At 65.3% G+C, this 24,887-nt stretch carries 24 protein-coding genes and 1 pseudogene; 9 read left to right on the top strand and 16 right to left on the bottom strand.

The annotated features are described in order from the left end of the window. Positions 1–5: 5 nt before the first annotated feature. From KXD96_RS27065 to KXD96_RS27055, 3 genes are all read right to left on the bottom strand, one after another. Positions 6–767: an SDR family NAD(P)-dependent oxidoreductase gene (locus KXD96_RS27065; RefSeq protein WP_225601102.1), complete on the bottom strand. Its 762-nt coding sequence runs from the start codon at positions 765–767 to the stop codon at positions 6–8. A 43-nt stretch (positions 768–810) separates the two neighbouring features. After that, positions 811–1,263 carry a MaoC family dehydratase gene (locus KXD96_RS27060; RefSeq protein ID WP_085242909.1) on the bottom strand — a complete coding sequence of 151 codons (453 nt, stop codon included), beginning with the start codon at positions 1,261–1,263 and terminating at the stop codon, positions 811–813. Positions 1,264–1,338: 75 nt separating this feature from the next. Next, positions 1,339–2,475: an acyl-CoA dehydrogenase family protein gene (locus KXD96_RS27055; protein ID WP_225601101.1), complete on the bottom strand. Its 1,137-nt coding sequence runs from the start codon at positions 2,473–2,475 to the stop codon at positions 1,339–1,341. Between the two features lie 89 nt (positions 2,476–2,564). Between KXD96_RS27055 and KXD96_RS27050 the strand changes: the two genes are divergently transcribed. After that, positions 2,565–3,788, top strand: coding sequence for an acyl-CoA dehydrogenase family protein (locus KXD96_RS27050; protein ID WP_225601100.1), 1,224 nt, complete (start codon positions 2,565–2,567; stop codon positions 3,786–3,788). 10 nt (positions 3,789–3,798) lie between these two features. Here KXD96_RS27050 and KXD96_RS27045 read toward each other — a convergent pair whose 3' ends face one another. Further along, positions 3,799–4,221, bottom strand: coding sequence for a nuclear transport factor 2 family protein (locus KXD96_RS27045; protein ID WP_225601099.1), 423 nt, complete (start codon positions 4,219–4,221; stop codon positions 3,799–3,801). 317 nt (positions 4,222–4,538) lie between these two features. Between KXD96_RS27045 and KXD96_RS27040 the strand changes: the two genes are divergently transcribed. Beyond that, on the top strand, positions 4,539–6,071 hold the full coding sequence (locus KXD96_RS27040; RefSeq protein ID WP_225601098.1) for a class I adenylate-forming enzyme family protein: 1,533 nt from the start codon (positions 4,539–4,541) through the stop codon (positions 6,069–6,071). A gap of 49 nt (positions 6,072–6,120) precedes the next feature. Here the strand turns inward: KXD96_RS27040 and KXD96_RS27035 are convergent, their stop codons facing one another. Together KXD96_RS27035 and KXD96_RS27030 are read right to left on the bottom strand one after the other, a co-directional pair. Further along, positions 6,121–6,936, bottom strand: coding sequence for a mycofactocin-coupled SDR family oxidoreductase (locus tag KXD96_RS27035; protein WP_225601097.1), 816 nt, complete (start codon positions 6,934–6,936; stop codon positions 6,121–6,123). Positions 6,937–7,263: 327 nt separating this feature from the next. Then, positions 7,264–8,262 carry an LLM class flavin-dependent oxidoreductase gene (locus KXD96_RS27030; RefSeq protein ID WP_225601096.1) on the bottom strand — a complete coding sequence of 333 codons (999 nt, stop codon included), beginning with the start codon at positions 8,260–8,262 and terminating at the stop codon, positions 7,264–7,266. Between the two features lie 342 nt (positions 8,263–8,604). On the opposite strand from KXD96_RS27030, the gene KXD96_RS27025 reads away from it, so the two are divergent. Next, the gene (locus tag KXD96_RS27025; protein WP_225601095.1) at positions 8,605–9,426 is read left to right on the top strand and encodes an SDR family oxidoreductase; all 822 of its coding nucleotides are present in this window, start codon (positions 8,605–8,607) and stop codon (positions 9,424–9,426) included. Positions 9,427–9,481: 55 nt separating this feature from the next. Here the strand turns inward: KXD96_RS27025 and KXD96_RS27020 are convergent, their stop codons facing one another. Both KXD96_RS27020 and KXD96_RS27015 read right to left on the bottom strand, forming a co-directional pair. Then, a complete protein-coding gene (locus KXD96_RS27020) occupies positions 9,482–10,051 on the bottom strand; it encodes an isochorismatase family protein (RefSeq protein ID WP_313901601.1) in 570 nt (189 codons plus the stop codon). Between the two features lie 165 nt (positions 10,052–10,216). Beyond that, on the bottom strand, positions 10,217–11,044 hold the full coding sequence (locus KXD96_RS27015; RefSeq protein WP_225601093.1) for a mycofactocin-coupled SDR family oxidoreductase: 828 nt from the start codon (positions 11,042–11,044) through the stop codon (positions 10,217–10,219). Between the two features lie 173 nt (positions 11,045–11,217). Between KXD96_RS27015 and KXD96_RS27010 the strand changes: the two genes are divergently transcribed. Then, complete coding sequence (locus KXD96_RS27010; RefSeq protein WP_225601092.1) at positions 11,218–12,048, top strand: enoyl-CoA hydratase/isomerase family protein; 831 nt, start codon at positions 11,218–11,220, stop codon at positions 12,046–12,048. A gap of 87 nt (positions 12,049–12,135) precedes the next feature. Here KXD96_RS27010 and KXD96_RS27005 read toward each other — a convergent pair whose 3' ends face one another. Together KXD96_RS27005 and KXD96_RS27000 are read right to left on the bottom strand one after the other, a co-directional pair. Then, positions 12,136–12,915, bottom strand: coding sequence for an SDR family oxidoreductase (locus KXD96_RS27005; RefSeq protein ID WP_225601091.1), 780 nt, complete (start codon positions 12,913–12,915; stop codon positions 12,136–12,138). Positions 12,916–13,001: 86 nt separating this feature from the next. Beyond that, positions 13,002–13,865, bottom strand: a complete 864-nt coding sequence (locus KXD96_RS27000) for an SDR family oxidoreductase (RefSeq protein WP_225601090.1) — start codon at positions 13,863–13,865, stop codon at positions 13,002–13,004. A 107-nt stretch (positions 13,866–13,972) separates the two neighbouring features. Between KXD96_RS27000 and KXD96_RS26995 the strand changes: the two genes are divergently transcribed. Beyond that, positions 13,973–15,205 (top strand): Zn-ribbon domain-containing OB-fold protein, encoded by a 1,233-nt coding sequence (locus KXD96_RS26995; RefSeq protein ID WP_225601089.1) that lies wholly within the window; start codon positions 13,973–13,975, stop codon positions 15,203–15,205. Next, entirely contained in the window at positions 15,202–16,362 is a 1,161-nt protein-coding gene (locus KXD96_RS26990) for a thiolase C-terminal domain-containing protein (RefSeq protein WP_225601088.1), read from the top strand. Before KXD96_RS26995 ends, KXD96_RS26990 begins: the two co-directional genes overlap by 4 nt. Before the next feature lie 29 nt (positions 16,363–16,391). Here the strand turns inward: KXD96_RS26990 and KXD96_RS26985 are convergent, their stop codons facing one another. The 4 genes and pseudogenes from KXD96_RS26985 to KXD96_RS26970 form a co-directional block, all read right to left on the bottom strand. Beyond that, positions 16,392–17,219, bottom strand: coding sequence for a PaaI family thioesterase (locus KXD96_RS26985; RefSeq protein WP_225601087.1), 828 nt, complete (start codon positions 17,217–17,219; stop codon positions 16,392–16,394). Beyond that, the gene (locus KXD96_RS26980; RefSeq protein WP_225601086.1) at positions 17,216–17,956 is read right to left on the bottom strand and encodes a FadR/GntR family transcriptional regulator; all 741 of its coding nucleotides are present in this window, start codon (positions 17,954–17,956) and stop codon (positions 17,216–17,218) included. Before KXD96_RS26980 ends, KXD96_RS26985 begins: the two co-directional genes overlap by 4 nt. A 73-nt stretch (positions 17,957–18,029) precedes the next feature. Beyond that, the gene (locus tag KXD96_RS26975; protein WP_225601085.1) at positions 18,030–19,172 is read right to left on the bottom strand and encodes an acyl-CoA dehydrogenase family protein; all 1,143 of its coding nucleotides are present in this window, start codon (positions 19,170–19,172) and stop codon (positions 18,030–18,032) included. A gap of 15 nt (positions 19,173–19,187) precedes the next feature. Further along, positions 19,188–19,463 (bottom strand): annotated as a pseudogene (locus KXD96_RS26970) (acyl-CoA dehydrogenase); the annotation flags it as partial. Positions 19,464–19,639: 176 nt separating this feature from the next. Between KXD96_RS26970 and KXD96_RS26965 the strand changes: the two are divergent. From KXD96_RS26965 to KXD96_RS26955, 3 genes are read left to right on the top strand one after another with little or no spacing between them, the layout of a single operon-like run. Beyond that, a complete protein-coding gene (locus tag KXD96_RS26965) occupies positions 19,640–21,136 on the top strand; it encodes an aldehyde dehydrogenase family protein (protein ID WP_225601084.1) in 1,497 nt (498 codons plus the stop codon). A 59-nt stretch (positions 21,137–21,195) separates the two neighbouring features. Beyond that, complete coding sequence (locus tag KXD96_RS26960) at positions 21,196–22,407, top strand: CaiB/BaiF CoA-transferase family protein (protein ID WP_225601083.1); 1,212 nt, start codon at positions 21,196–21,198, stop codon at positions 22,405–22,407. 2 nt (positions 22,408–22,409) lie between these two features. Beyond that, entirely contained in the window at positions 22,410–23,363 is a 954-nt protein-coding gene (locus KXD96_RS26955; RefSeq protein ID WP_225601082.1) for a VOC family protein, read from the top strand. 9 nt (positions 23,364–23,372) lie between these two features. Here KXD96_RS26955 and KXD96_RS26950 read toward each other — a convergent pair whose 3' ends face one another. After that, on the bottom strand, positions 23,373–24,593 hold the full coding sequence (locus KXD96_RS26950) for an acetyl-CoA hydrolase/transferase C-terminal domain-containing protein (RefSeq protein ID WP_225601081.1): 1,221 nt from the start codon (positions 24,591–24,593) through the stop codon (positions 23,373–23,375). Next, positions 24,590–24,829, bottom strand: coding sequence for a hypothetical protein (locus KXD96_RS26945; RefSeq protein ID WP_225601080.1), 240 nt, complete (start codon positions 24,827–24,829; stop codon positions 24,590–24,592). The genes KXD96_RS26950 and KXD96_RS26945 overlap by 4 nt, the downstream gene beginning before the upstream one ends. Positions 24,830–24,887 lie beyond the last annotated feature (58 nt).

Below are 24,887 nucleotides of genomic sequence, written 5' to 3'. Positions count from 1 at the left end.
CCCGCTCACCGGACCATCACCAGGCCGCCATCGATGGCGAGCACCTGACCGGTCATGTAATCGGTCTCGTCGGAGGCGAGGAATACGTAGGTGCCGGCGATCTCTTCGGGATCGGCCCACCGCTTCAACGGAATCCGTTGCAGGTAATTGTCATTGAGTTTCTCGTTGCTCCGCAGATTCTCGGTCATCGGAGTCGCCGCCGCGGGAGCCACCGCGTTGACGACGATGTTGTAGGCGGCGAGCTCGCGGGCGGCCGACCGCGTCATGCCCAGCAGTGCGGCTTTGGCCGAGGCGTAGTTGATCTGCCCGATTGTCCCGTTGATGCCCGCCGAGGAGGTCGTGAAGATGATGTGGCCCTTCTTGGCTTCCTGCATGCCCGGGACGACGGCCTGCAGCCAGTAGAACGAACCGTTGAGGTGGATGTCGAGCACCGTGGACCACTGCTCGTCGGTCATTTTCCACAACATCGCCGGGCGCGTCAGCCCTGCATTGCTGACCAGCACTGTGATCGTTCCCAGCTCGGCGGCGATGCGCGCCGCGGCGTCGTTGACGACGCGGCGCTGCGACACATCACAGGGTATGGCGATCGCCGTACCGCCGCTGGCGGTGATCTCGTCGGCTACACCCTGCGCCGTCGACTCGTTGATGTCAACGACGGCCACCCGGGCGCCCTCGGCGGCGTAACGGATCGCGATCGCGCGGCCCAACCCTTGACCCGCACCGGTTACCACGGCGACTCGGTCAGCGAGCCGCACAGGGTTTGACATGTATTCCTCCTTGATGGCTTCGGTGTCGGTGGTGCAGGAGCACTCAGAAGTACAGGCGGGTGATCGACTCTGCGACGCAGACCGGTTTGTCACCACCCTGACGTTCCACGGTGGCCTGCCACACGACCTGAACACCGTCGGGCACGTCCTCGACAGCGGCGATGCCGAGCCGAACCCGGACCAGGGAATCAACGGGCAGCGGGGCCGGGAATCGGACTTTATTGAGTCCGTAGTTCACGCCCATCCGTTTGTTGGTCACCTCGAAGATGTTGTTCATCAACGGGGGAAGCAATGCCAGAGTCAGGTAACCGTGGGCGATCGTTGTGCCGAACGGCCCTTCGGCGGCCTTCGCCGGATCGACGTGGATCCACTGGTGGTCGTCGGTGGCGTCGGCGAACAGGTTGATCCGGTCTTGATCGACGGCCAACCAGTCACTGACGCCGAGCTCTTGGCCCACCAGGGACCGCAGTTCGTCGGGGCCTTCTATTGTGCGCACGGCACACCTTTCGTCGAATTGCGTTGATCGGTCATAGCTGTCGCCCTTGCAGGTCGGTCCAGCGCCCGCGGGCACTCATCCGATGAGTCCTTGCACCACGTCGTAGTCTGCGGCGAGCACCAGGTCGGTTAGGCGCGCGAGTTCCTGGTCGGGGTTGCCCAATAGGTGCTGCGACGCGGTGGCCCGCTTCACGTAGAGCCCTATCTCATGTTCCCAGGTCAGGGCGAGGCCGCCGTGTATCTGCATGGCGGTACGCACCGCCTGCCAGTACGCCTCGAGCGCGGTGATCTCGGCAACGGCTGCCGGCACCGGCACCGACGACCGCGGCTGGTCGAGCCCCTCGAAGGCCGCTTCCACGGCCGCGGTGGCGGCCTGCACCGCCACGTATAGATCGGCGCAGCGGTGCTTGATGGCCTGGAACGCGCCGATCGGACGGCCGAACTGGATCCGAGTCTTGGCGTAGTCGACCGATATGTCGAGCAGGTGCTGGGCGCCACCGACGGCGTCGGCCGCCACGGCCAAGCGTGTGAGGTCCTGCAGCCGGTTCAGCAGTGGCCCCGCCGGCGCGCTATTGCCCATCGGCCCCAGCGGAACGGCGAGCGCCTGTCGCCAGCTCACGGCCGCCACCGGCCGGGTCACATCGAGGGAGCCGAGATTGGTGACCTCAACCCCGGAGTCGGCGCGGTCGACGACGAAGATCCCGACACCGGTGTCGGTGTGGGCGGCAACGATGAACCAGTCGGCCACGTCGGCCTCGAGCACTGTCGGCTCGTCCCCGGTCAGCCGCCACACATCGCCCTCCCGGGTGACCCGCGGCGATGCGTCATCAAGCGGCCCTACCCTGAGTGCCACCCGCACCGCACCCTCGGCGATGCCGGCCAGCAACTCGGCGAACTGTGTCTCGGCCTGGGCCCATCGGATCGCAGCGGGAGCGAGCACGGCACTGCTTAGATACGGCACCGGCAACAGGCAGCGCCCCGCCTCGATCAGAAACGCGGCCAACCCCGACGCCCCGGCATCGACGCCGCCGTACTGTTCGGGAACTGCGAATCCGAAGATGCCCAGCTCCGCGAGGCTCTTGACCAGGTCAGGGTCGGCACGTCGCCCGCACTCGGCAAGACTGCGGGTCTGCGGCAGCGGAGCCAGTCGCTGCAGGCCATCGCGAACCCAGAGCCGGAACTCGATCCGGTCGTCGTCGGTAAGCACGGCCACCGGTTCCTCCTCGTGCGACGTCGGCCCGCGATAGGGCGAATATAGTCTAATGTATAGATGATTATTGGACGGGATGCTTTGGGGTATCGATGACTCAGGAACGGCCGGGCGAAACCGCTGGCTTCCGTAATGAGGTCCGCGCCTTTCTCCACGACAACCTGCCAGCGGATTGGGCCGGGGTCGGCGCCCTCCCGGCACCGCAGCGGCGCGAGTTCGTCAGCCGCTGGCGGCGGCTCATCGGGCAAGCCAGACTGATCGGCGTCACCTGGCCGGTCGAATACGGCGGGCGCGGCCTGACCAAAATCGACCACCTCGTGGTTGTCGAGGAGTTCTCCCGGGCAGGGGTCCCTGTCGGGACGCCGGGGGATACCGTGTCGGTCAAGCTCATCGGAAACACGCTGGCCGCGTGGGGAACTCACGATCAGAAGTCCCGCTTCCTGCCACGAATCATCAGCGGCGAGGATGTGTGGTGCCAAGGGTACTCCGAGCCCGAGGCGGGTTCGGATCTCGCCAGCCTGCGCACCCGCGCCACGCTGGACGGGGACGAATGGCACATCGATGGCCAGAAGATCTGGACGTCAAACGCGAGCAATGCAAACTGGATGTTCCTGCTGGCGCGCACCCAGCCGGATGCGCCGAAGACCAAAGGCATCTCCATGTTGCTCATGCCGATGGATCAGCCGGGTGTCGATGTTCGACCGATCACCATGCTCAACGGCGCCAAGGAGTTCTGCGAGGTCTTCTTCAACGACGCGCGCACCGCGGCGGATCTGGTTGTGGGCGAAGTCAACGACGGTTGGCGGGTGGCCAATTCCCTCCTGAGCCACGAGCGGGGCGAGGAAGCGGCGGTCAACCCGATCCTGTTCGCCCACGAGCTGGGGCGGGTATTTGAGATGGCCAAGCAGCGCGGCGCCGACCAACAGCCCGGTACCCGCGAGCGCCTCGGGCGCGCCTATCTCGGGGTTGCGGTGATGAAGGCGATGGGGGACAAGATCCTTGCCTCCTACATGCGCGACGGAACCCTGGGCCCCGAGGCATCGGTATCGAAACTGTATTGGAGCGAATACCACCAGACCACGACGCGGTTGGCGGTCGACATACTCGGCCGTGACGCTCTGTATTGGGAGGGTGACATTCCGATGCGCTTCTACCGCGCCGACGACGCCGGTGCGCCTAACGATTCCAGCTCGTGGCTATCTGTTCACCTGTGCAATGCGATGGCGGGCACCATCTATGCCGGAACTTCAGAGATCCAGCGCAACATCATCGCGGAGCGCATTCTCGGGCTGCCGCGCGAGACACGTGCGACGTAGCACCACCCCCCTAGGGGCGCAACGCCTCAGCCAGCACAATGGGATTGTGGAACTCAGTCCACGACCGGATCATGCCATCATCGAATTCGAACACGGCGATGTAAGAGTTCCGGTACGGCTTCCCGGTCTTCCGCGCCACGAAATCGCCGTGATATCTGGCGATCACGGTCTTGCCGTCTGTTGCCGAAAGGAGTTCGTCGATGTACAGCGGATGGGGGTCGAACAGACCGCCCACCCCGGCGAAAAGCTGCCGAACCTTGTCTTTACCACCGGCATGTGACCAAAACCCGGTGCGTTCATCCTGGAATGGCAGCCGCACTTCGATGTCCTCGCAGAACAGGGCGATGGCTTGGTCGAAGTCGCCCGCCGAGAAGTGGCTCAACAGCCGCCTCACCATGTCGGTGTGTTGCGAATCAGCGGTGATGTCAACCACTTCCAGCTCCCTTCAGGGTCCTCGGATTCACACCGCGACTTGCGGCGACGCGGGGGTCGGGAAACCGTCGAGCAGCCAGCACGCTACAAGCAACATGGCGCAAACGCCAGCTGCATTCCGCCGAATGTGCCGACCTCCATCCGATGTGCTCGCACGCGATATATCTCACGGCAGTAGGAACTGTGGACCAACAACACGGCGATAGCGAACCGGGTGCGCGGGATCACCGCACAGCGCACAACATTCCCGCGGGCACCAGTCCCGCCCGGCCTGCAACCCCACGGGTGAGACCGCGTCGTCTCGTAGCTGAGGCGGGGATGACGATGGGCGACATCGTCGCCGACAACGCCGAGCGGTTCCCCGATGTTGCCGCCTACCGGCTCGGCTCGCGTGCGGTCACCCACCGCGAGTTACGCCAACGAAGTCTTCAACTGATATCGGCGATGGTGGACCTTGGTGTTCGACGCCAGGACCGGATTGCCGTGCTTGGACGCAACAGTATCGAATTCGGCGAGTTGCTGGCCGCGACTCAGCTCAGCGGTATCACGCTGGCAACGGTCAGCTTTCGGTTCTCCAAGTCAGAAGTACTCGATGCCCTGCGCCGGGTGACGCCGTCGATCGTGTTCTGCGATGAGGAATTCGCCCCGCTTGTCAACGACTGCGCTGCCCAATTGAGCGGACTTCGCCAGGTCGTTTCCATCGGTGGGCAGCCCGCGTCGGGAATGGTGGGGTACGAGGATTTCATCGCCCAAGGTGTCGCATCGGATCCGCCGTTGGTGGCGGGGCCCGACGACATCGCGTGCCTGCTTTTCACCAGTGGGACCACCGGACCGTCGAAGTGTTGCATGCTCGGGCAGAAGGAGCTGTGCCGAATCGCCTTCGCGGCCAACGCTGAGATGCGCACCGGCTGCGACGACCGCGCGCTCATCAACATGCCGATGTTTCACTTCGGCGCGATCGCGATCATCGGTGCGCTGCACGCCCGCGGGGGATCGGTGGTGCTGCAACGGCAGTTTGATCCGCGTGAAGCGATCGGGTTGGCCAAGACCGAACGCATCACCCTGCTGCACCTGGCCCCGGTCATGCTGCAGACGCTGTTGGACGAACGCGGCGCCCAGGCCGGACTCGAAAACGTGCGCACGGTGCTCTATTCGGCCGCGCCGATGCCTGCGCCAACGCTGCGTCAAGCGATACAGACCATGCCAGACGCCGGATTTCTCAACCTCTACGGCCAAACCGAATGCATCGTGTCGAGTCTGCCGCGTGAATTACATTCGCCGGACACGCCGGCAGGCGTACGCCGGTTGGGATCGGTCGGGTTTCCGTTTCCGGGTATCTCGGTGCGCATCCTCGGTGAGGACGGATCCGACGTGACGCAGGGTGAGCCCGGGGAAATCGTCGTGCGGGCCGATACGGTGTTTCGTGGTTACTGGAATGATCAACCGGCCACCCTCGCGACGCTGCGGGACGGGTGGTGCCACACCGGTGATATCGGACGGTTCGACGAGCACGGACTGCTGTACTTGGTTGACCGGAAAAAGGATGTCATCATCACCGGCGGTGAGAACGTCTACTCGCCCGAGGTCGAGGACGTATTGTCTGGCCTCGACGAGGTGGTGAGCTGCGCCGTGGTCGGAACGCCGGATCCGCGCTGGGGAGAAGCGGTCACCGCTGTCGTCGTGCTCCGGCCCGGCGCTGGGCTCAGCCTCGTCCGGGCCCAGGAAGTCGTCCGCGAGAACCTGGCGTCCTACAAGGTGCCGCGCCGGCTCGTCATCGTCGACGAACTGCCCGTGCTACCTAGCGGCAAGATTGACAAGAAGCGCATCCGTACCGAGGTCAGCGACGGTTAGCCGATCGGCGGGCGCGGTCAGGCCGAGCGGACCGGACCGCGTGTCGGCCTCAGCGCACGGCGAAACCGGCATCGAGTGGCCAGGCTGTACCCGTAATGAACTTGGCCTCATCGGAGACCAGGAATGCCACCGCATTTGCGATGTCCTCGGGCGCAAGCACCGGAATGGGCAGCACGTTCTGCATGGCGGCCAGACCGGGATCGCCAGACTCGAACATCTTCTGCATCGTCTCGTTCATCACCATCCCGGTGGCCACGCCGGTGGGGTGAATGGTGTTGACGCGGATGGAATGCTTGCCCAGGTCGTTTGCCCACACCTGCATCATGCCGACAAGGCCACGTTTTGCGGCGGTATAGGCAAGCGCGCCGGTCACGTCCGTTCCGGTGCCTTTTAGGCCGGCACTGGAACTGGTGATGACGATGGAACCCCCACGGCCACCGTCGATTAGCGCCGGAATCGCCGCGTGCACCGTGTTCCACGCGCCGATCAGGTCGACATCGATGACGTCCCGGAACACCTGGCGGTCGTCTCCCCCCGACGTTAGGCGGATGATGCCGGCATTGGCGATCACGATGTCAAGGCGACCGAATTCCGCGAGTCCGGCGGCGATAACGGCATTGACGGCATCATGATCGCGCACGTCGCCCTGATGAGCGACGATCCTGCGGCCGGTGTTCTCGACGAGTTTGACTGTCTCCTCCAGATCCGACGGCCGAGCGTTCGGGTAGTCGATCGTGTCGATGTCGGCACAGATGTCCAGCGCGATGATGTCGCAACCGTCGCCGGCCAGCCGTACGGCATGTGCGCGACCCTGACCCCGCGCGGCTCCGGTGATGAACGCGACCCGATCGTCCAGTCGACCCATATTTCTGCTCTCACTTTCTCCGCACCCAACACCGGATTCACCAGGCACCGCTGGGTGAACCAGCACACCGGCTGCGGTGTTACCGCAGCACTGCGAAATGTCGGTCCGGATCCCATCAGGACTGTCGCGCTCAAAGTATGACAGTCGCATGTCATACGTCAATAGACCAGCAGCGGCCTAACCAACTATAGAAGATAACGTTTCACGTGCAATGGCAGTTAACTGCCAGAAAAATGGGCAATGACGGACGAGGTACACGTCGAGACCGAGGGATTTGTTCGTCGTGCTGCACCGCTCGGCATCGGTTACCGGTCCTGGCGACCGTAGCTACCCGACGTTCGCGGCGGCGAAGCGAACCGCGGCAGCGTCGTAGTCAGATCGCCGCCGGCGGCCGACCAGAAAACTCGGTGGCGACAGGAAAGCGGTGTCGGGCAACGCGGTGCGGGACTTCAGCATCTCGCGGGCCTGGCCGGTGTCGCCGCAGACCGCGATCGCCCAGAGCATGTCATCGGTGACGTGCTCGGCGATCGTGTCCGGACGGCCGCTGCGGAACGCGCCGCGGATCGCGGCGACCTGGTCGTGCCATCCGTGCAATTCGACCAGCGAGTCGTAGGTGCGGACGGTGAGATAAAACGCGATCTGCAGCCGGGCTTCGCGGGTGGCCCGCTGCGGGTCGCTGTCGTCGATCGCGGTTATCAGCCAGCCCCATCGCTGCAGGGCGGCGGCGTCCCGCCCCGACGACGCCGCACCGCGGGCAAGCTCAGGGTCGACGACTTCGTCCCACCAGCGGTCGGTGAAGATGCCGTGACCGAGCACGCCGTCGGCGGTGCGGCCCGCGGTGCGCAACATGATCTTGTTGAAGGCCCCGATCAGGATTGGCACGTCGAGCCGGCCGAGGACCGGCGCGCGGATGTCGGCCTCGATGTTGTAGTACTGGCCGCAGTAGTGGATCGTCTCGCCGTTCTCGGCCTCCAGGAATGCCCGGATCACCTCGACGAGTTCGGCCATCCGAGGTGCTGGGTGGTCGGCCTGTACACCGAACCAATCCCGGTTCATCCGCGATGTTCCCGAGCCGAGGCCCAAGAACACCCTTCCGGGGGCGATTTTGGACAGATGGCGGACGGCGGAGGCGTGCACAAACGGTGAGCGGGCGAACGCGTAGGCGATACCGGGACCGACCACCGCCTCAGTTGTCGCCAGCGCCATTTCGGCCGAAGTGACGTAGGCGTTGAGGTCGCTGAATTCACCCGCGCAGAATGCGCCGGCTCCGGCGGTCTCCGCCTCAGCGGCACGCTGCGGGCCCGGCCAGGGCAATCCCCACTTCAATCTTCTCGGTTCTCAATCCATCGGCGCTGACTAACCTAGTAAGCTACGTGAGCATAGTACCGGTGATCGCCAGGACCACAACGGGCGTCCATCGCCCCCATCCCGCGGCGACGGTTGCGGACCGACCCGCTGCGCACCGGCTTCTTGAGTCTCACAACCGGGTAGCCGCTTACTCGCAGTGTCGTCAACTTCCCGTCGCGCCCGACGTCTCGACCGATACCCGAGTCTCGGGCCACTCGAAATCAGCACTGGCGCAGGGGCACAATTCCGTATGATGCAGTGATCGCGCGTACATCACCAGACGAGGTGCGCCAAGGCCAAACGTCGTGAGGTGGCCGGGATTTGATCATCAAGGGCAAGGTATTTGTCGTGACCGGGGCCGGGAGCGGCATTGGTCGCGATGTGGTCTTCGCGTTGGCAGACAAGGGCGCACGAGTCGCCGCCGTCGACAACAACGCAACTGCGCTGCAGGAGACGGCCGCGCTCGGCCGCAATCACTCTGACCGGATCTCCACCCACATCCTGGATGTCACCGATCGGATGGCGGTGTCGTCGCTGCCCGATTCCGTGGCCCAGGAGCACGGCGTCGTCGACGGTCTCGTCAACGTCGCCGGCGTCATCCATCGCTTTGCGCGCGTCAACGACCTGGAGTTCACCGAGATCGAACGGATCATGGACATCAACTTCTACGGCATTCTGAACATGACGAAGGCATTCTTGCCTGTGTTGTTAAAGCGTCCCGAGGCTCACATCACGGCGGTGTCGAGCATGGGTTCATTCGTGCCGGTACCGGGGCAAACGATCTACGGCGCCTCGAAGGCCGCAGTGAAGCTACTGATGGAAGGACTCAACTCCGAACTGCGCGACACCAACGTTGGCGTCAGCGTGGTCTTCCCGGGAGCCATCGCCACCAGCATTGCGGTCAATTCGGGTGCGATGACGGCGGCGGAGAACGCGGCGACGGCGGCAACGATGAGGATGACCCCATCGCCGGTCGCGGCGGCCAAGATCGTCCGCGGCATCGAAAAGTGTTCCTACCACGTGTTCATCGGTGCCGATTCGGTCCTACTGGACAAACTCTCCCGGCTCATGCCCGCCCGATCAGCGAAGATCGTCTACTCGCAGATGCGCGATCTGCTCGCGGGCCAGCCTGACCACGACTGAAAAGCCTGAAGCGTCACAGCGACACCGCGCGGCCGCCGAGGGATGTCGCGGCCGGCTAGTGGCGGGCCCACTCCGCGACGAGGTCGTTGACCGTCGTAAGCCGTGCCAGCAGGCTGATAGTGTTCTCCAGTACCTGTTCGGCGTAGCCGGTCGGGGTTCCGCCGACAGCATCACGCGGGACGACGAGGTTGAATCCGGCCTGGCTGGCATGCCCCGCGGTGATGGGTAACGCCAAATTGAGCGATACACCGGTCAGGACGATCGTACCGACACCGAGATCCCGCAGCAGGGGTAGCAGTTCGGTGCCCAGGGTGGGAAACAGACCGTGGTGGCGGGGCAGCACGAAATCGCTTGCTGCCAGCAATTCGGGAATGACGTGTGACTCTGGGCTATCGGGCGTCCACCCAGAGGTGGCCGGTCCCAATGCCCGCCATATCCGCGCGGTCCCGGTGGGGGAGCTTCCCGGCAACGGGCCTACGTAGGTGGCGTGAACGACGTGCACGCCTGCGCCGCGGGCGGCGTCGAGCAGTCGGCCCAGAGCCGGAACGAGTCCGCCGATGTCGGCCGCCAAAGCCGGCAAGACCGACTGTGGTCCGAGAACGCCTTGCTGGCATTCGATGCACACTACTGCGACAGTCGCGGGATCGTCAGGCGTGAGCGGCGATGGTGACATTGAGATCCTCAGGTGTATTTGGAGTTGCTAGGGCTGGGGTCGAAGTTAGTCGACTGCGCCGCAATCGAGTACGCGCTCTCTGACCATGCGAGTTCGGCATCAGATACGGGGGCTGCGCTAGCGGCGGACGTCCATGCCGGCGTGGACCTTCAGCACGCTGCCAGTGAACCAGCGCCCCGCGTCCGAGATCAAGGACAGGATCGCGTTGCTGACGTCGCGCGGTTCGATCATCGGCAGGTCTGATAGGGCTGTCTGCATCTCATTGGCAAGGTGGGGGTTGTCTTCGATCATCTTGAACAGTGCCGGGTTTTCGGTGATCATCGGTGTTGCGCAGTCGGTTGGTGCCACCGCGTTGACGCGGATGCCTTCGGGTGCAAGGAGTTTGGCGTAGGCACGCACCAGGCCGGTGATCGCCAGCTTGGACATCAGGTAGGCGTCTGAGCCGCCACGGCCGTCGGTGAGGTCCAGCAGAGCCGCCGTCGAGCTGGTCGCCACGAGATTGCCGCCAAGGCCGCGTGCCCGGAGATGGGGGATCGCCACCTGGAAGGTGTTCCAGACACCGATCAACATGATGTCGATTCCGAGCCGCAGCGATTCGGCAGCGTCACGCTCGTCTGGGTTGGTCAGGATCACACCGGCATTGGCGATCACCGTATCGATGTGGCCGAAACGGGCCACCCCGGCGTCGAAGGCTTGCTGTAGCGCTTCCTTATCGCGCACGTCCGTTGTCCCGACTAGCATAGTCTGGCCGGTCTTTTCGACCAGGTGTGCTGTCTCGTCAAGCTCGTCGGCAGTTCCCAACGTGTAGGGCACCGCGTCAAGGTCACGGCAGATGTCCACCCCGACGATGTTCGCGCCTTGTTCGGCGCACATGACCGCGTGCGAGCGGCCCTGTCCCCGTGCGGCACCCGTGATGAAAACGACCCGGCCATCGAGTACGGCCATGACCTGCTCCTCTTGTCGCCTGCTGGTGATCGAGGTACGCGGCTCGAGGGTGCGGTTCTGTGATCAGCCGGCTCAGATCTACCTGGGGGATGTTACCCCCGGCGGGTTGAATCATACAACTATTTTGTTATTTCCTTGGGGTGACCTTGCCACTGCAGTGATAGGAGATCGACATGCCGGACAACAGTGATACCGCCGCTCCGCGTCCGCCGCACGGGGATTGGCTCGGGACTCCGTATCTCTCGTTCAAGCGGGAAGGACCAGTTGCCGTATGCACCCTGGACCGGCCGCAAGCCCGCAACGCCATGACTCCGGCGATGTACTTCGGGATCCGGTATGCCGTCAGCAGAGTCAACGCTGATCCCGGGCTGGCTGGTCTGATCATCACCGGGACCGGTGATGTGTTCGCGCCTGGGGGTGACTTGGGTCAGGGCGGCGTGGATGATTGGATGGACTTCGCGGCGAACCTGGGCATGGATGTGACGCCGTTTGACAGTCTTCGCACGTCGTCGAAACCGGTTGTGGCAGCGGTCAACGGCCTGTGTCAGGGGGGCGGTCTGCAGATCGCGATGTGCAGCGACGTGGCCGTGGTCAGCGAGCGCGCGACGTTCCGGGTACCCGAGCTGTTCCGCGGTATCGCCGACACTTACTACAGCCAGATGTTGGCGCGCATCATCGGGCCCGTCCGGACTCGGGACCTGATGCTGACTGGGCGGACACTGACCGCCCAGGAGGCGCTCGACTGGGGAATCGTCACTCGTGTGGTTCCCCATGACGACGTGCTGCAGGTCGCCCACGACCTACTGGCCCAGTGCTGTCGTACTGCACCGCGCGCGCGCAGCGTGATCAAGGCAAGCCTGGACGAGTACATGGGACTCTTCGACCGCATCGGGATGCAGACCAGCCTGGCCGGTGAGGAAGCGCGGGAAGGGTTCTGTGCGTTCAAAGAGAAGCGGTCACCCAATTGGGTGCCTCCCGACCTGCGCGTCGCCGGCCGTCTGTAGGAGTCGACACCGGGCCAGCGCAACCGAATGCACTGCAGCGCAGCCAGGTCGGCGCTCGTTCGCCGACCTGGCTGCGTGTGCCGGTATCTACTTCGGTTGGAAACGCTGGGCGCCGTCGAGGCGCAGCACCTCGCCGTTGACATAGCCGTTGGTGAGCAGGAACACCGCCGCGTCGGCATATTCGCTGGGAGCACCTAGTCGCCTGGGGAAGGGCACATTGGAAGCGAACTTGGCGATCGCCTCCTCACCGACCGACTCCATGATCGGCGTCTTCATCGTTCCCGGGGCAATGGTGTTGACCCGGATACCCACTGAACCAAGATCACGGGCCGCGGCCAGCGTTAGCCCGATGACACCGGCCTTGGCCGCGGCGTAAGCGGTCTGCCCGATCTGGCCTTCGTAGCCGGCGATCGACGCCGTCAGCACCAGCGCGCCACGCTCTCCGTCCGCACGCGGTTCGGCCGTCGCGACCGAGGCAGCGACCAGACGAGCGATGTTGTAGGTACCGTTGAGGTAGAGGTCGATCGTCTTGGTGAAGCCACCGAAATCCGCTGGGCTGCCATCCCTTTGGACGATTCGCTGCGCGACTCCAAAACCCCCGTGTGCCACGACCCCGTAACGCAGCTGACCGAGTTGATTAGCCTGCTCGATAGCGGCCAGGATGCTGTCCTCGCTGGTGACATCGGTGCGGACGAACACCGCGCGGTCGCCCAGCTCATCAGCCAGCGCCTTACCCCTGTCGTCGGCGAGATCGGCAATCACCACGCCCAGGCCGTCGTTATGCAGACGTCGCACGGTCGCCTCGCCCAAACCTCCCGCGCCGCCACTGACTATGGCCGACGCGCCGTCGAATAGCTGTAGGTTCAACAGTCCTCCTTGATAACAGAACTTTTCATTGGGTTAAGTTGCCGTGCTGGCGGTTCCGCGTGCAGGCCGCAGCCCGCACGCGGCCTTTAGAGAGCCGGCCGCGGTGTCGACGGCAGGTAGAAGTTAGGGGTCAGGTCTTCCTCGCGTGCGGCAAGACGGTACTGGGCCAGATCCTCGATACCCTCCTCGCGCAACACCTCTTCGTCGGTGTAGAAGTGACCGCTGCAGTTCGCGGCGGGACGGGTTACCAGCGCATGCACCGCGTCGGCCATGATGCGTGGACTGCGCGCCTGCGCCCGCACGACATCCTCGCCCATCGCCGCCATCATCCCGGTGCTGGCGACGGTGGTGGCCGGCCACAACGAATTGACGGCAATCGGAATCGACGCGAATTCCGCGGCCCAGCCCAGGGTCAGCAAGCTTTCGGCGTACTTGGCGACCGTGTGGCCGAGATGCGCGCCGACCCATGCCGGCGCCAGGTCCAGCGGCGGGGACACGTTGACGATGTGCGCGTTGTCCGAGGCTCGCAGATGCGGAAAAGCCGCCTGCACCACAGCAAACGGACCCTCCACGTTCACCGCGAGCAGACGGTCGAACATCTCTAGCGGTAGCGCGGGGGTGCGACGCAGATCGAGCGCACCCGCATTGTTCACCACGATGTCGATGGCGCCGAAGGTCTCGGCGGCCTGTGCGACAACACCGGCGACGGCCTCGGCGTCGCGCACGTCGCACATCAGGGGCAGCGCCCGACCGCCCGCCTCCTGCACCGCCTCGGCGGTTTCGGCCAGGGTGCCCGCTATCTTGGGATTCGGGGTCTCCGTTTTAGCCAGTAAGACCACACTGGCCCCATCGGCAGCCGCGCGGACTGCGATCTCGCGGCCGATACCCCGGCTGGCCCCGGTGATCACCACAACACGATCCTTCAAGGTGCGCGAGCCGCCGTCGGCCACGATGCCGTCTCCTTCTACCCAATTCAACCTTGCCTGGAATGCTATAACTATATAGCTTATTAACGGGGCGCCAATGCGGCCGCCCCGCCGGATCGAAGCGAGGCACGATGACCCATGTCATCTCGATCGGCACCTATCTGCCGCCATGGCGGGTCGGTGACCGCCGCGTCAAAGGGCCCGACGAGGATGCGCTGACCATGGCGGTGGCGGCTGGCCGGGTCGCCGATCCCGACGCCTCGGCGCACCGGGTGATCCTCGTGTCGCGCAACTTCCCGCTGCTGGAGGGCGGCAACGGTGCGGTGCTGCTGGCCGGCCTCTCGCTGCCGGCCGACACCCCGGTGGCCGAGGTCCTCGGCGGGGCGCCGGCGCTGCTGGACCAACTCGTCAGCGCCCCGGACGACACACTGGTGATCGCAGCCGACGACAACGAGGCCGCCGCGGGGGCGTCGGGGGTGCTGACCGGCCCGGCCGGCACCACGCTGGCCGCCGCGGCTCGTCAGACCCGCAGCCTGCCCATGCTGGCGCGCGCCGATGACGGTTCCCGCCACGCGTACGTTGATCCCCGGCTGCAGCGCGAGGTCGGGGTGCGAGCCACGGTCGCACGCCTGGGCCTGGCCGGCTCGCCCGTAGTGGCCGCGGTCGCCGGGGGAAAGGCCGGACAGCTCGGCGCAGGCTTCGACACGTCCGCCGCGCGCGACGATGCAACGGTGTCGGCCGCCGCGGTCATCCGGTTGTTGGCCGACGCGATCGACAACCGCACCGCCGGCCTGTTGTTCGCCATCGAGCAATCCTCTGTCAGTGTCGGCGAGCTGACGCTCGCCGACACCCCACCGCGGATCGTTCGCGACGAGGTGCCCGCCCGCGACCTGCCCGCTACGCGGATCGCCGACGGAGTGGGCATCCCGATCTCGCTACCGGCCTATGCGCGTGCGTTCGAGCCGAAAATTCGTTGGGAAGCAGCGGTTTTCGATGAGCGCCCCGGCATCGACGCGGCCCCGCAGTTCCCGCCACGGGTCCGGGTCGACGAGTCCGGCGCACTGTCTGACCACTACCGCCTCGAGCCGCTGCCGCGCACCGGCACCGTCTACACCCATACCACGATCCGGATTCCGGTCCCCGACCTGCCCAGCCCCTACTCGCTGGCGGTGGTCCAGCTCGACGACAGCCCGGTTCGCGTCCTGCTGAAGGTCACCGGTGTGCCGGCCGGGGAGGCCACCATCGGGCAAGCGGGATCTGTGGTACTGCGGAGAATCGCGACCCGCACGGGCATCCCCGACTACGGGTACGCCTTCTGGCCGGGGCGCGCCGAACGGCACACGGAACAAGGAGCCCGGGCATGAGGAACGTCGCAATCGTCGGTGCCGGGATGACCCCGTTCGCCGAACACTTCGACCTGGGGATCAAAGACCTCGTGCCCATGGCCTACGCCGAAGCGGTGGCCCACGTCGACAAGGGCATCACAAAGTCCGAAATCGAGGCCGCCTGGTTCGGGGAGCTGTCCACCACCGATGGATTCCCGTCCGGAATCCTCGCCGACACCCTCGATCTCACCGACATCCCCGTCACCCGTGTCGAAAATGCCTGTGCGACAGGTAATGACGCTATCCGAAACGGCACCCTGGCCATCGCCTCCGGGCTCTACGACGTCGTGCTGGTGCTCGGCGCCGACAAGGTCCGCGAGACGGCGACGAACGCGACGTTCTGGGAGTGGGCAGCGATGACCCGCGACAACGCGTGGGACTATCCACTGGGCCTGGTCGCACCAGCCAACTTCGCCTTGCACGTCACCCGTTATCTGCACGAGTCGCCAGCGACCCGGGAGCACATGGCCATGGTGGCGGTCAAGAACCACTTCCACGCTCTGAACAACCCCAAAGCCCAGCTGCGCTACGAAATCACCGTCGAGCAGGCACTCGCCGCACCCATCGTGGCCGAGCCGTTCGGACTCTATGACTGCACCCCGCAGTCCGACGGCGCCGCCGCGGTGATCCTGGCCGCCGAGGACGTCGTCGACCGCTATACCGACAGGCCGGTGTGGGTACGCGGCGTCGGCCTCGGCATGGACCGGGTTATGCACCAGCACAAGAACGACATGACAACCTTTCCCCCGACGGTGCGGGCCGCGAAGGCGGCACTGAAGATGGCCGGTCTCACGCCCCGCGACATCGATGTCGCCGAGGTGCACGATTGCTTCACCGGTGTCGAACTGATCAGCTACGAAGACCTCGGCTTCGCTGAGCGCTTCGAGGCGTACAAGATCGTCGAGGGACGTGAGAACTACGTTGGCGGCGCGATCCCGATCAACCCCAGCGGGGGACTGAAGGCCAAGGGCCACCCGCCGGGCGCTACTGGGGTCGCCCAGTGCTACGAGCTGTTCAACCAGTTGCGTGGGGAGGCCGAGAATCAGGTCGACGGTGCGCGAATCGCGTTGGCGCACAACATCGGCGGTCCGACAGCCGTCTCCGCGGTGACGATCCTTTCCCGCGACCGGGCCTGAGCCGCCCGAGGCGATACCTGCCTGGCCGCTCAGCGGTAGGCGGTCAGCCGCGCGGTGATCGCCACCTTGTCATCGTCGCCGATCGCCCGGGCATCGCTGACCGCGGAGGTGCGGCCGATGCGCAGTGGCGTTCCGACGTACCGAGAATTGTGGCCGGCGATGAACGGGCGCAAGAAGTTCACCCGTAACGACGCGGTTCGCAGCGGATCACCCGGTTGGTCGGCGTTGATTGCCGCCGAAGCGGTCAGCTCCAGGCCGGCCGCGGCGACACCACCGTGCACGATGCCGATCTCGTTGTTCAGGCAGGGGTCGACACGCTGCCTCAGTACCGAGGTGCCGTCGCCGCATCTGTCAACATCGACCGCCATCAGATCCGACAACTGTCGCGTCGACCCCCGGTATGAGTCCGCGGGACGTTCGATCCGCCGACCTTCTGCCGGGATGAAGTACGAACGAACCGCGCCGGCGCCGATGACGGTTCCACCCGAGCTCAGCGTGCACAGTGAAAGGGTCGTGCCCCCGACGGGGCCCAGCGGGCGTGCACGGGCGAGCACTGGCTTCTCGACGTCGGCCCATTCGGCTGGGCTGAGCTCCAGTGTCAGTTCCGTTGTCACCGTCCACTGATCGGTACCACGACGGTAATGGTTGGACATGCCGCCGGCGGCGTCGACCAGGATGGCCAGCAAACCCACCGCCGGCGCGCCGGTAAAGGGGTTGCGCAGGCCCGCCATCGGCATCGACATGGCGATAGCCGCATCGGCGAGATTGGCCTCGAGGAATTCGATTCCGAACCGCACCCGGATGGTGTCGGGTGTCTCGATGTCGCGCTGAACCTCTTCCTCGGTTATGCGGTTCATTCGAGAAGGTCGACGACGGTTGACAACTTGGATCCGGCGAACAGAAACTCCTCTGCCTTCATCAGATGGCGTTGCCAGAGCTCACCGGCCTTGTCCGCCTCGCCGGACTTGATCAGTTCCAGGACCATGCGATGCGTCGTGGCCGAACGGCGCAGCGCCTGCTCTGCGGCTGCGCCCTCGGTCGGCTGCAACGAGCGGTTGGCCTTTTCGATGATGTGATGCAGCATGGCGCTGACGATCTGCTGCGTCTTGTTACCCGACAAGCGCGCGATAGCGGCGTGGAAGTCGGTCATCTTGTCGATCGACTCGATACCGGGCTGCAGTCGGGATTCGTGTTCGACGATCCGCTCGAGCTCGGCGATGGCGTCGGGGTCGGCCTCATTGGCCAACGCCACCACCATGGGTGTTTCCAGGTTGGCCCGGGCATCATAAACGTCTTTCAACGTCACGCCCTCGTACTCCAAGATCAGCCCGGCGTATCGGGCCAGCGTCTCGCGACGTGGACGCGTCACCCGTGCGCCGCCATGCACGCCCCGATGCACCTCGATCAAGGACTCGGACTCCAGCACCCGAAACGCCTCGCGCAGCGTGGGGCGCGACACCCCGAACCGCTCCATCAACTCCGATTCCGGGGGCAACATCGAGCCCTCGGCGATCTCGCCGCGGATGAACATCCTGCGCAGCACGGTGGCCACGCGATCGGCCATCTTCGGTTCCCGAAGGTTGGTGACCTCCATAATCGCCCTCCACCTCGCTGAATCAACTGACTATTGGTCCGGATCAACCGACGAGTGCGGAACCTGACCAGCGCTAGTAGCCCATCGACCGGCCCATCAGATCCTTCATGATCTCGGTGGTTCCGCCGTAGAGGCGCTGCACCCGGGAATCGCGCCAGAGTCGGGCCACCTCGTATTCGTTGATGTAGCCGTAGCCCCCGTGCAATTGCAGGCAACGGTCGATGATCTCCCACTGCACCTCGGTGGTCCACCACTTCAGGCCCGCGGCGTCCTCAGCCGTCAGCTCGCCCTCGTTCAGCGCCAAGACACACTGGTCAAGGTAGGTCTGCGCGGCGTCCAGCTTGGTCTGCATCTCGGCCAAGAAGTGGCGGTTCACCTGGAACTTGCCGACGGGCTGACCGAACGCGGTGCGCTCGAGTGCGTAGGCCTTCGTCAGCTCCAACGCGCGCCGGGCCATCGGCAGGCCATAGCAGGCGATGCCCAGCCGCTCACTCGGGAGGTGCGAAAGCAGGTGGTAGAAGCCGCGGTTGACTTCGCCGACCAGGTTCTCCTTGGGAACCCGGACGTTGTCGAAGAACAGCTCCGCAGTATCGGCCGACCATTGGCCGATCTTGTCGAGCTTGCGGCCGCGGGTAAAACCCTCCATGCCGTCCTCGATCATCAGCAGACTGATGCCTTTGCGGCCCGCCGACGGCTCGGTCTTGACGGCGGTCAGCACAAGCTTGGACAGCAGCCCATTGCTGATGAACGTCTTCTGGCCGTTGACCACCCAGTGGTCGCCAGCATCCGTCGCGGTCGTCTTGATGCCCGCCAGGTCGGAGCCGGCGGCCGGCTCCGACATCGCGATCGAGCCGATGTACTCACCGGAGATGAACTTGGGCAGCCAGCGCTGTTTCTGCTCCTCTGTGGTGAGGTCGTCGAGATAGGGCACCAGGATGTCGTTTTGCACACCCAGACCGATGCCCACCGAACCGGTGGCCATCATCTCCTCGGAGAGAATCTGGTTGAAGCGGTAATCCGTGAGTCCCATGCCGCCGAAGCGCTCCGGGAGTGCCCAGCCGATCAAGCCATGCTCACCGGCGGCCCGCCATGCCTCGCGGCTGACCTTGCCCTCGCGCTCCCACTTCTCGCTGTAGGGCGCGCATTCACGTTCGAAGAACGCGCGGGCGGTGGCGCGAAATTCGTTGTGGACCTCGTCGAAAATGTTGCGGCGCATGTGTTTTCTTTCTCCTCAGCTGCAGGCGAAGATCGCAGGCAAGCGTCGGGCCGGGGGGCGCATCTCGACTAGTCGCTCGTCGGGCAGGGATTCCAGCTGAAGGTGGGATCCGCACAGGGCGTCAACCGGTAGCCTTCCCGCGACGTAACGGTTCAGATCGTGCTCGGCGGTCAGGCCGATCGCCCCGCACCCCTGCAGCGCCGCGTCGCTGACGGCGCGATGCGCCCGCCCGGCCGCAGCCTTGGCGGCCTGCGCTGACGACCGCCTACCGAAGCGCCACGAGGTGCCCAGAAAGTCGTCCGACCTGTAATCAGGGTGACGGCTGGCCGGCACAGTCGCGCCGATAGGGGCGGTCAACCGGGACCCCCTTCTGACGTTGCGGACAAACCGGGCGGCGAATCCGCTAAACAATTATCTATAAATGAGTACAATAACTCACGTCGACAGTCCAGCGAGAGGAAGCTCTTATGACGGCTTCACCGGTCGCCGCAACCGCCGTCCAGTTCAACCCCGAATCGCGCCTGTACATCGATGGTCGTCTGCGCGAATCCTCGACGGGTAAGACCGTCGAGAACCTCAATCCCGCCACCGAAGAGCTGCTTGGCGTGGCAACAGACGCCAGCGCCCAGGACATGGAGGAGGCGATCGCGGCGGCCCGCCGGGCCTTCGACACCACGAAATGGTCCACCGACCGCGCCTTCCGACAGCACTGCCTGATGCAGCTCCACCAGGCGTTGCAGGAGGAGAAAGAGGACATGCGCGCCGAGCTGATCGCCGAGGCGGGCGCGACGGTCGCGATGACCTACATCGCCCAGCTGGATTGGCCGCTGGCCGATGCCGTGCGCTGGCCGGCACAGCACATTTCGGACTTCCAGTGGGAGCGGATGCTGGCCCAGGACGCAAAAATGGGTGTGCCCTACGACCGGGTGGTCGTCAAGGAGCCGATGGGTGTGGTCGCTGCGATCACACCGTGGAACTTCCCCTTCGAGATCATCAGCAACAAGATGGGCCAGATCCTGGCCACCGGTAACACGATGGTCCTCAAGCCCGCGATGGAAACGCCGTGGAGCGCATTGCGGTGGGGCCGCATTATCGCCGATAAGACCGACATCCCGCCGGGCGTGGTGAACATCGTGCCGGCCTCGGACAACAATATCGCCCAACTGCTGCTCACCGACCCGCGGATCGACATGATCTCGTTCACCGGATCGACGGCCGTTGGACAACTCATTCAGCGGCTGTCTGCCGACACCATGAAGCGCAATCTGCTTGAGCTGGGCGGCAAGTCGGCCTACATCGTGCTCGATGATGCCGACATGGACGCGGCGCTGCCCGGCTGCATGGCGGCGCTGATGCACTCCGGGCAGGGTTGTGCGCTGAACACCCGGATGTTGGTACCGCGGTCACACTATGACCAGGCCGTCGAGGTCGCCACCGCCACCTTCGCCGCGATCGGCTGCGGCGACCCGACCGACCCGGCCAACTTCTGCGGCCCGCTGGTGTCGGCCAAGCAGCGCGAACGGGTGCTGAACTACATCGAGATCGGCAAGCAGCAAGGCGGCCGGGTTACCGTCGGCGGCGGTGTGCCAGAGGGCCTCGATCGTGGGTACTTCGTGGCGCCAACGGTCTTCGCCGACGTCACCCCGGACATGCGGATCTACCAGGAGGAGATCTTCGGTCCGGTCATCACGATCAGCCCCTATGACGGCGGGGATGACGGCGCCGTCGAGCTTGCCAACCACTCAACATATGGGCTGGCCGGGTCGGTGATGGGCTCCAAAGAGCGTGCCATGGCGGTCGCCCGGCGCATCCGCACCGGCTCGATGAACGTCAACGCCGGCATCTTCTACGGCGCCGATGCGCCGTTCGGCGGCTACAAGATGAGCGGAATCGGCAGGCAGAACGGTATCGAAGGGTTCGAACAACACCTGCAGACGAAGCTCATCGCATACTCGCTCGACTGACCACGAACTGCGAAGTCATCGGCTATCGCCTCGATCGAGGCTCATCTCGGAAGGAACACATGACCGACATCCTCAGCGGAATCCGAGTGGTCGAACTTGCCGCGTGGACGTTCGTGCCGGCGGCCGGAGCCGTGCTGGCCGACTGGGGCGCCGATGTCATCAAGATCGAGCATCCCGAGACCGGCGACCCCCAGCGCGGCCTGGTCAGTTCGGGCATCGTCACCGGCGCCGGGGGAGTCAACCACTTCATCGAGCAGCCCAACCGAGGCAAACGCAGCATCGGGCTGGACACCTCGAGTCCCGAGGGCCTGGAGTTGCTGATGAAGCTGCTCGAGACCGCCGACGTCTTCATCACCAACCTGTTGCCGGATTCGCGGCGGCGGATGGGCGTCGACGTCGAGGCGGTGCGGGCACGCAATCCCAAGATCATCTACGCGCGCGGTCACGGCTACGGGACCAGGGGAGATCTGGCGTCCCAGGGCGGTTTTGATCTGGCCGCCTATTGGGCGCGAGGCGGAATCGGCGAGGCGTACGCGGCCGGTGACGGCTCCTACCCGCCGATCCAACGGCCCGCATTCGGCGACTCGTACGGGGGTCTGGCCATCGCCGCGGGCGTCGCCGCCGCACTGGTCAAACGCGAACGCACCGGCGAGCCTTCGGTCGTCGACGTGTCGTTGCTCAATGCCGCGATCTGGCAACTCGGGCCGGATATCGTCGGCGCCGGGGTGACCGGACAGGACATTCCGAAATTCAATCTCGACGAAATGCCCAACCCGCTGGCCAGCATTTACAAGACCCGCGACGGCCGGTTCATCGCCTTCGTGCTGCTGCAGGCGGACCGGTTCTGGGCCGATTTCTGCAACCGCCTGGGCCGGTCGGACTTGATCGACGATGAACGCTTCGCCACTGCGGCGGTGCGCTTTCGCAACCGCACCGACTGCATCGCCGAACTGCGCGCGACGTTCGAGTCCCAGGACCTGGTGCACTGGGAGAAGGCGTTCGCCGGCTTCGACGGGGTTTGGGACGTCATGCGCACCGCCCACGAGATCCACGCTGACCCCCAGGCAATCGCCAACGGTTACCTGCCCCGCACCACCGATGCCAACGGCAACGAGTTCGCCCTGGCCTCCAGCCCGGTTCAGTTCGACGAGGCCCCGCTCGACCTGACCTGCGCGCCCGGGCACGGCGAGCACACAGATGCGCTGCTGACCGAATTGGGGTTCAGCGACGACGAGATCATCGATTTGAAGATCAAATCGGTGGTGCTCTAGGCATGCCGACGTCAGACGACCTGGCGCGGCGGTTCCTGCACGTCAATCTCAACAGCGCCTCGCTGGACGTCACCGAGGCGCTCTACGCCCAACAGCTGGGCCTGTCCGCGCGGATGCGGACCGACCCCGAAGCGCCCACCGACGGCAGAATCCTCGGACTCGACGGCGAAAGCTACTGCGCCACTTCGTTTCTATATGACGCCCGCGGCGGCCGCCGCGGCTGCGCCCTGGAAGTCATCGAGTGGCACTCGCCGACCCTGAAACGCGACCCGCGCACCGACCCGCTTCGCCCGGGCATCCGGTCGGCGCTGATGACGGTCAGCGACCTGGCCGGCACGGTGACGACTCTGCGTGAGCGCGGTGTCCCGGTCGGCGACCCGGTCGCCGGCCTGATCTCCGGCAGCAAGTCGGCGCTCGTGCTCGACCCCGACGGCGTGGTGATCGAGCTGGCCGAGGCCATCGGTGACCCCGCCCCGTCGGCGGGGGCGCTGTTCAGCGGGATACGCATCGCGGCCATCGACGCGGGCAAGACCGCGGAGTTCTTGACCTCGATCGGCTTCGCCGTGGTCGAGGCCCCGAACGGCAGGACCATCACCGGGGACCAGCTTGCACCCGGCGGGCCATCAGAACCCGTCGAGTGCGTCCTGGCCCGGTTCGTCCTGCCCGAAGACGACCAGCAATTCAGCCTCACGGTGGTCGAGCACCCCGGCAGCGCCGATCAGCCCCCGGTGCCCTGGGGCGGCAACCATCAAGGCCTCTACCGGTGCGCGCTGCGGGTGGAGAACGTCGAAAAGGCACTGGCGGCGCTGCCAGATTCCATTGAGCCACAAGGCAACCCGGTGTGGTGTCCGCTGCCCGGCACCAAGATCGGGGGCCTCTACATTGCGTTTTTGAGATCACCCGATGGGGTGGTGTTCGAGTTCGTCGAGCGCCCGCTGAAGTACTTCCAACGCTAGTTCGCCGGTTCAGGCTCCGAACAACTCGCCGATGAGCTTGCGCCGCCGCGCCCAATCGGTGCCGCGCAGATCGGCATGGCCCGACTCGGTGACGATCACGTCGACGTCATAGGCCGGCGTCGATACCGGGCGGCTGAGCCGTTCCACCAACGGTGAGCGGCCGCGGAAGCTGGATGGCACCGCGATGATCGACAATCCATGACGACTCATCGCGGCTGCGGCACAGTAGTCCGGATGCCCACCAATGCCGCCCACCACGTTGTCGCCGATGCCTTCGACATTCACCTGCCCGACCGGATCGATTTCGATGGCCGTGTTGACCGCGATCAGCGGTGCGCCGTCGCGCAGCCGGGTGAAGTCATGGGTATAGGAGATGCCGTGCAGGATCGGTCGACCATCAGCCCAGTCGAACAGCCGGTCACCTCCGAGCAGATAGGTGGCGGACGGCGTCCCGACCAGCAGACCGCGGTTGTCGAGGTCGACGACGGCGTCGGTGAGCAGACCGGTGTCGATCCGCAACGGCATCGACGCTCGCCGAAGCAGGGCCGTGCCCAGCTGGCCGGGGCCGTATTGCAGGCGGGCGCCCTCGGGAACGAAGCGCAGTACGGCCTCGGCGAGCTGGTCATGCACCGGGTCGGGCTCCTTGTGCGGGAACCGGATTGGGCCGTCGTCGCTGCGGGCGACCACCGTTACCGTTTCCCGGCTCAGCGGCGGACCGGCGTCGGCCTTCGGCGCGTTGCTGTCAAGGATCGCCAGCACCGGAACCCCCGAATCCACCAGTTCGCGCTGCCAGGACACCTCGGTGCCGAAGTGCAACGCACCGCCGCGCTCGACGAGCCTGGTGACGAGCACATCGGGTCGTAACGTACCGGCCAGCAGCGCGGGAACGGCGGCCAGCCGGGTTGGCGCGAACCGCGCGTTGGGGGCGCCCAGTACCCGGCGCATGCCCCAGCCCGGCATCAGTGCAACGATCTCACCGAACGCGTCGGGCTCTAGACCCTCGAGCGGTGTCGGCAGCCATGACAACACCAGCCCAAGATCGCCGATATCGCGGGCCACCTTTGACAGCACGGTGCCAATCGCGTCACCGGACTCCAGCGTGCGAACCTGCCCGACGCCGTCCCCGAGCACCACGCGGCTTCCGGCCCGTAGTACCGACCGTAGCGCCGATTCGAGACCTTTCGGGCCGACTGTGCTGCGCACCGGGCTTTCGGGAGGAGGTGGAGTCATTTCCCGTCCAGATAGGCGTCGTACTCACCGCAGAGGGATTCCATGGCGTTGAGACGCCGGGCCAGCAACATGATCTCCGGGTCGTTGGCGGGATCGTCGGAGTGCAGCTGATCCAGTCGGCGCCGGGTGCGCTCGATCTCCGATACCAATCGCCCTCTGGCCTCGTCCTTGGTGAGCAGGTCCTGGTCGGCCCAGTCGTCGACCCCCAGCTGCTTGATGCGCTCGAAATCTCCCATGCTGATCACCCTTTCGCGGCGACCCAGGGGTGGGTACGCGGACCCGCCCGGTGGCCGG

This window comes from Mycobacterium sp. SMC-2, assembly GCF_025263485.1.
Classification (GTDB): Bacteria; Actinomycetota; Actinomycetes; order Mycobacteriales; family Mycobacteriaceae; genus Mycobacterium.
The sequence above is the reverse complement of the archived record's forward strand: the minus strand, read 5'-3'. Positions and strand labels throughout refer to the sequence as shown.

Bases quoted from the DNA above. Each gene is read 5' to 3' on its own strand.
- KXD96_RS27065 (WP_225601102.1), bottom strand. From the start codon at position 767: ATGTCAAACCCTGTGCGGCTCGCTGACCGAGTCGCCGTGGTAACCGGT.
- KXD96_RS27050 (WP_225601100.1), top strand. From the start codon at position 2,565: ATGACTCAGGAACGGCCGGGCGAAACCGCTGGCTTCCGTAATGAGGTC.
- KXD96_RS27040 (WP_225601098.1), top strand. From the start codon at position 4,539: ATGACGATGGGCGACATCGTCGCCGACAACGCCGAGCGGTTCCCCGAT.
- KXD96_RS27035 (WP_225601097.1), bottom strand. From the start codon at position 6,936: ATGGGTCGACTGGACGATCGGGTCGCGTTCATCACCGGAGCCGCGCGG.
- KXD96_RS27015 (WP_225601093.1), bottom strand. From the start codon at position 11,044: ATGGCCGTACTCGATGGCCGGGTCGTTTTCATCACGGGTGCCGCACGG.
- KXD96_RS27010 (WP_225601092.1), top strand. From the start codon at position 11,218: ATGCCGGACAACAGTGATACCGCCGCTCCGCGTCCGCCGCACGGGGAT.
- KXD96_RS26995 (WP_225601089.1), top strand. From the start codon at position 13,973: ATGACCCATGTCATCTCGATCGGCACCTATCTGCCGCCATGGCGGGTC.
- KXD96_RS26990 (WP_225601088.1), top strand. From the start codon at position 15,202: ATGAGGAACGTCGCAATCGTCGGTGCCGGGATGACCCCGTTCGCCGAA.
- KXD96_RS26985 (WP_225601087.1), bottom strand. From the start codon at position 17,219: ATGAACCGCATAACCGAGGAAGAGGTTCAGCGCGACATCGAGACACCC.
- KXD96_RS26980 (WP_225601086.1), bottom strand. From the start codon at position 17,956: ATGGAGGTCACCAACCTTCGGGAACCGAAGATGGCCGATCGCGTGGCC.
- KXD96_RS26975 (WP_225601085.1), bottom strand. From the start codon at position 19,172: ATGCGCCGCAACATTTTCGACGAGGTCCACAACGAATTTCGCGCCACC.
- KXD96_RS26965 (WP_225601084.1), top strand. From the start codon at position 19,640: ATGACGGCTTCACCGGTCGCCGCAACCGCCGTCCAGTTCAACCCCGAA.
- KXD96_RS26960 (WP_225601083.1), top strand. From the start codon at position 21,196: ATGACCGACATCCTCAGCGGAATCCGAGTGGTCGAACTTGCCGCGTGG.
- KXD96_RS26955 (WP_225601082.1), top strand. From the start codon at position 22,410: ATGCCGACGTCAGACGACCTGGCGCGGCGGTTCCTGCACGTCAATCTC.
- KXD96_RS26950 (WP_225601081.1), bottom strand. From the start codon at position 24,593: ATGACTCCACCTCCTCCCGAAAGCCCGGTGCGCAGCACAGTCGGCCCG.
- KXD96_RS26945 (WP_225601080.1), bottom strand. From the start codon at position 24,829: ATGGGAGATTTCGAGCGCATCAAGCAGCTGGGGGTCGACGACTGGGCC.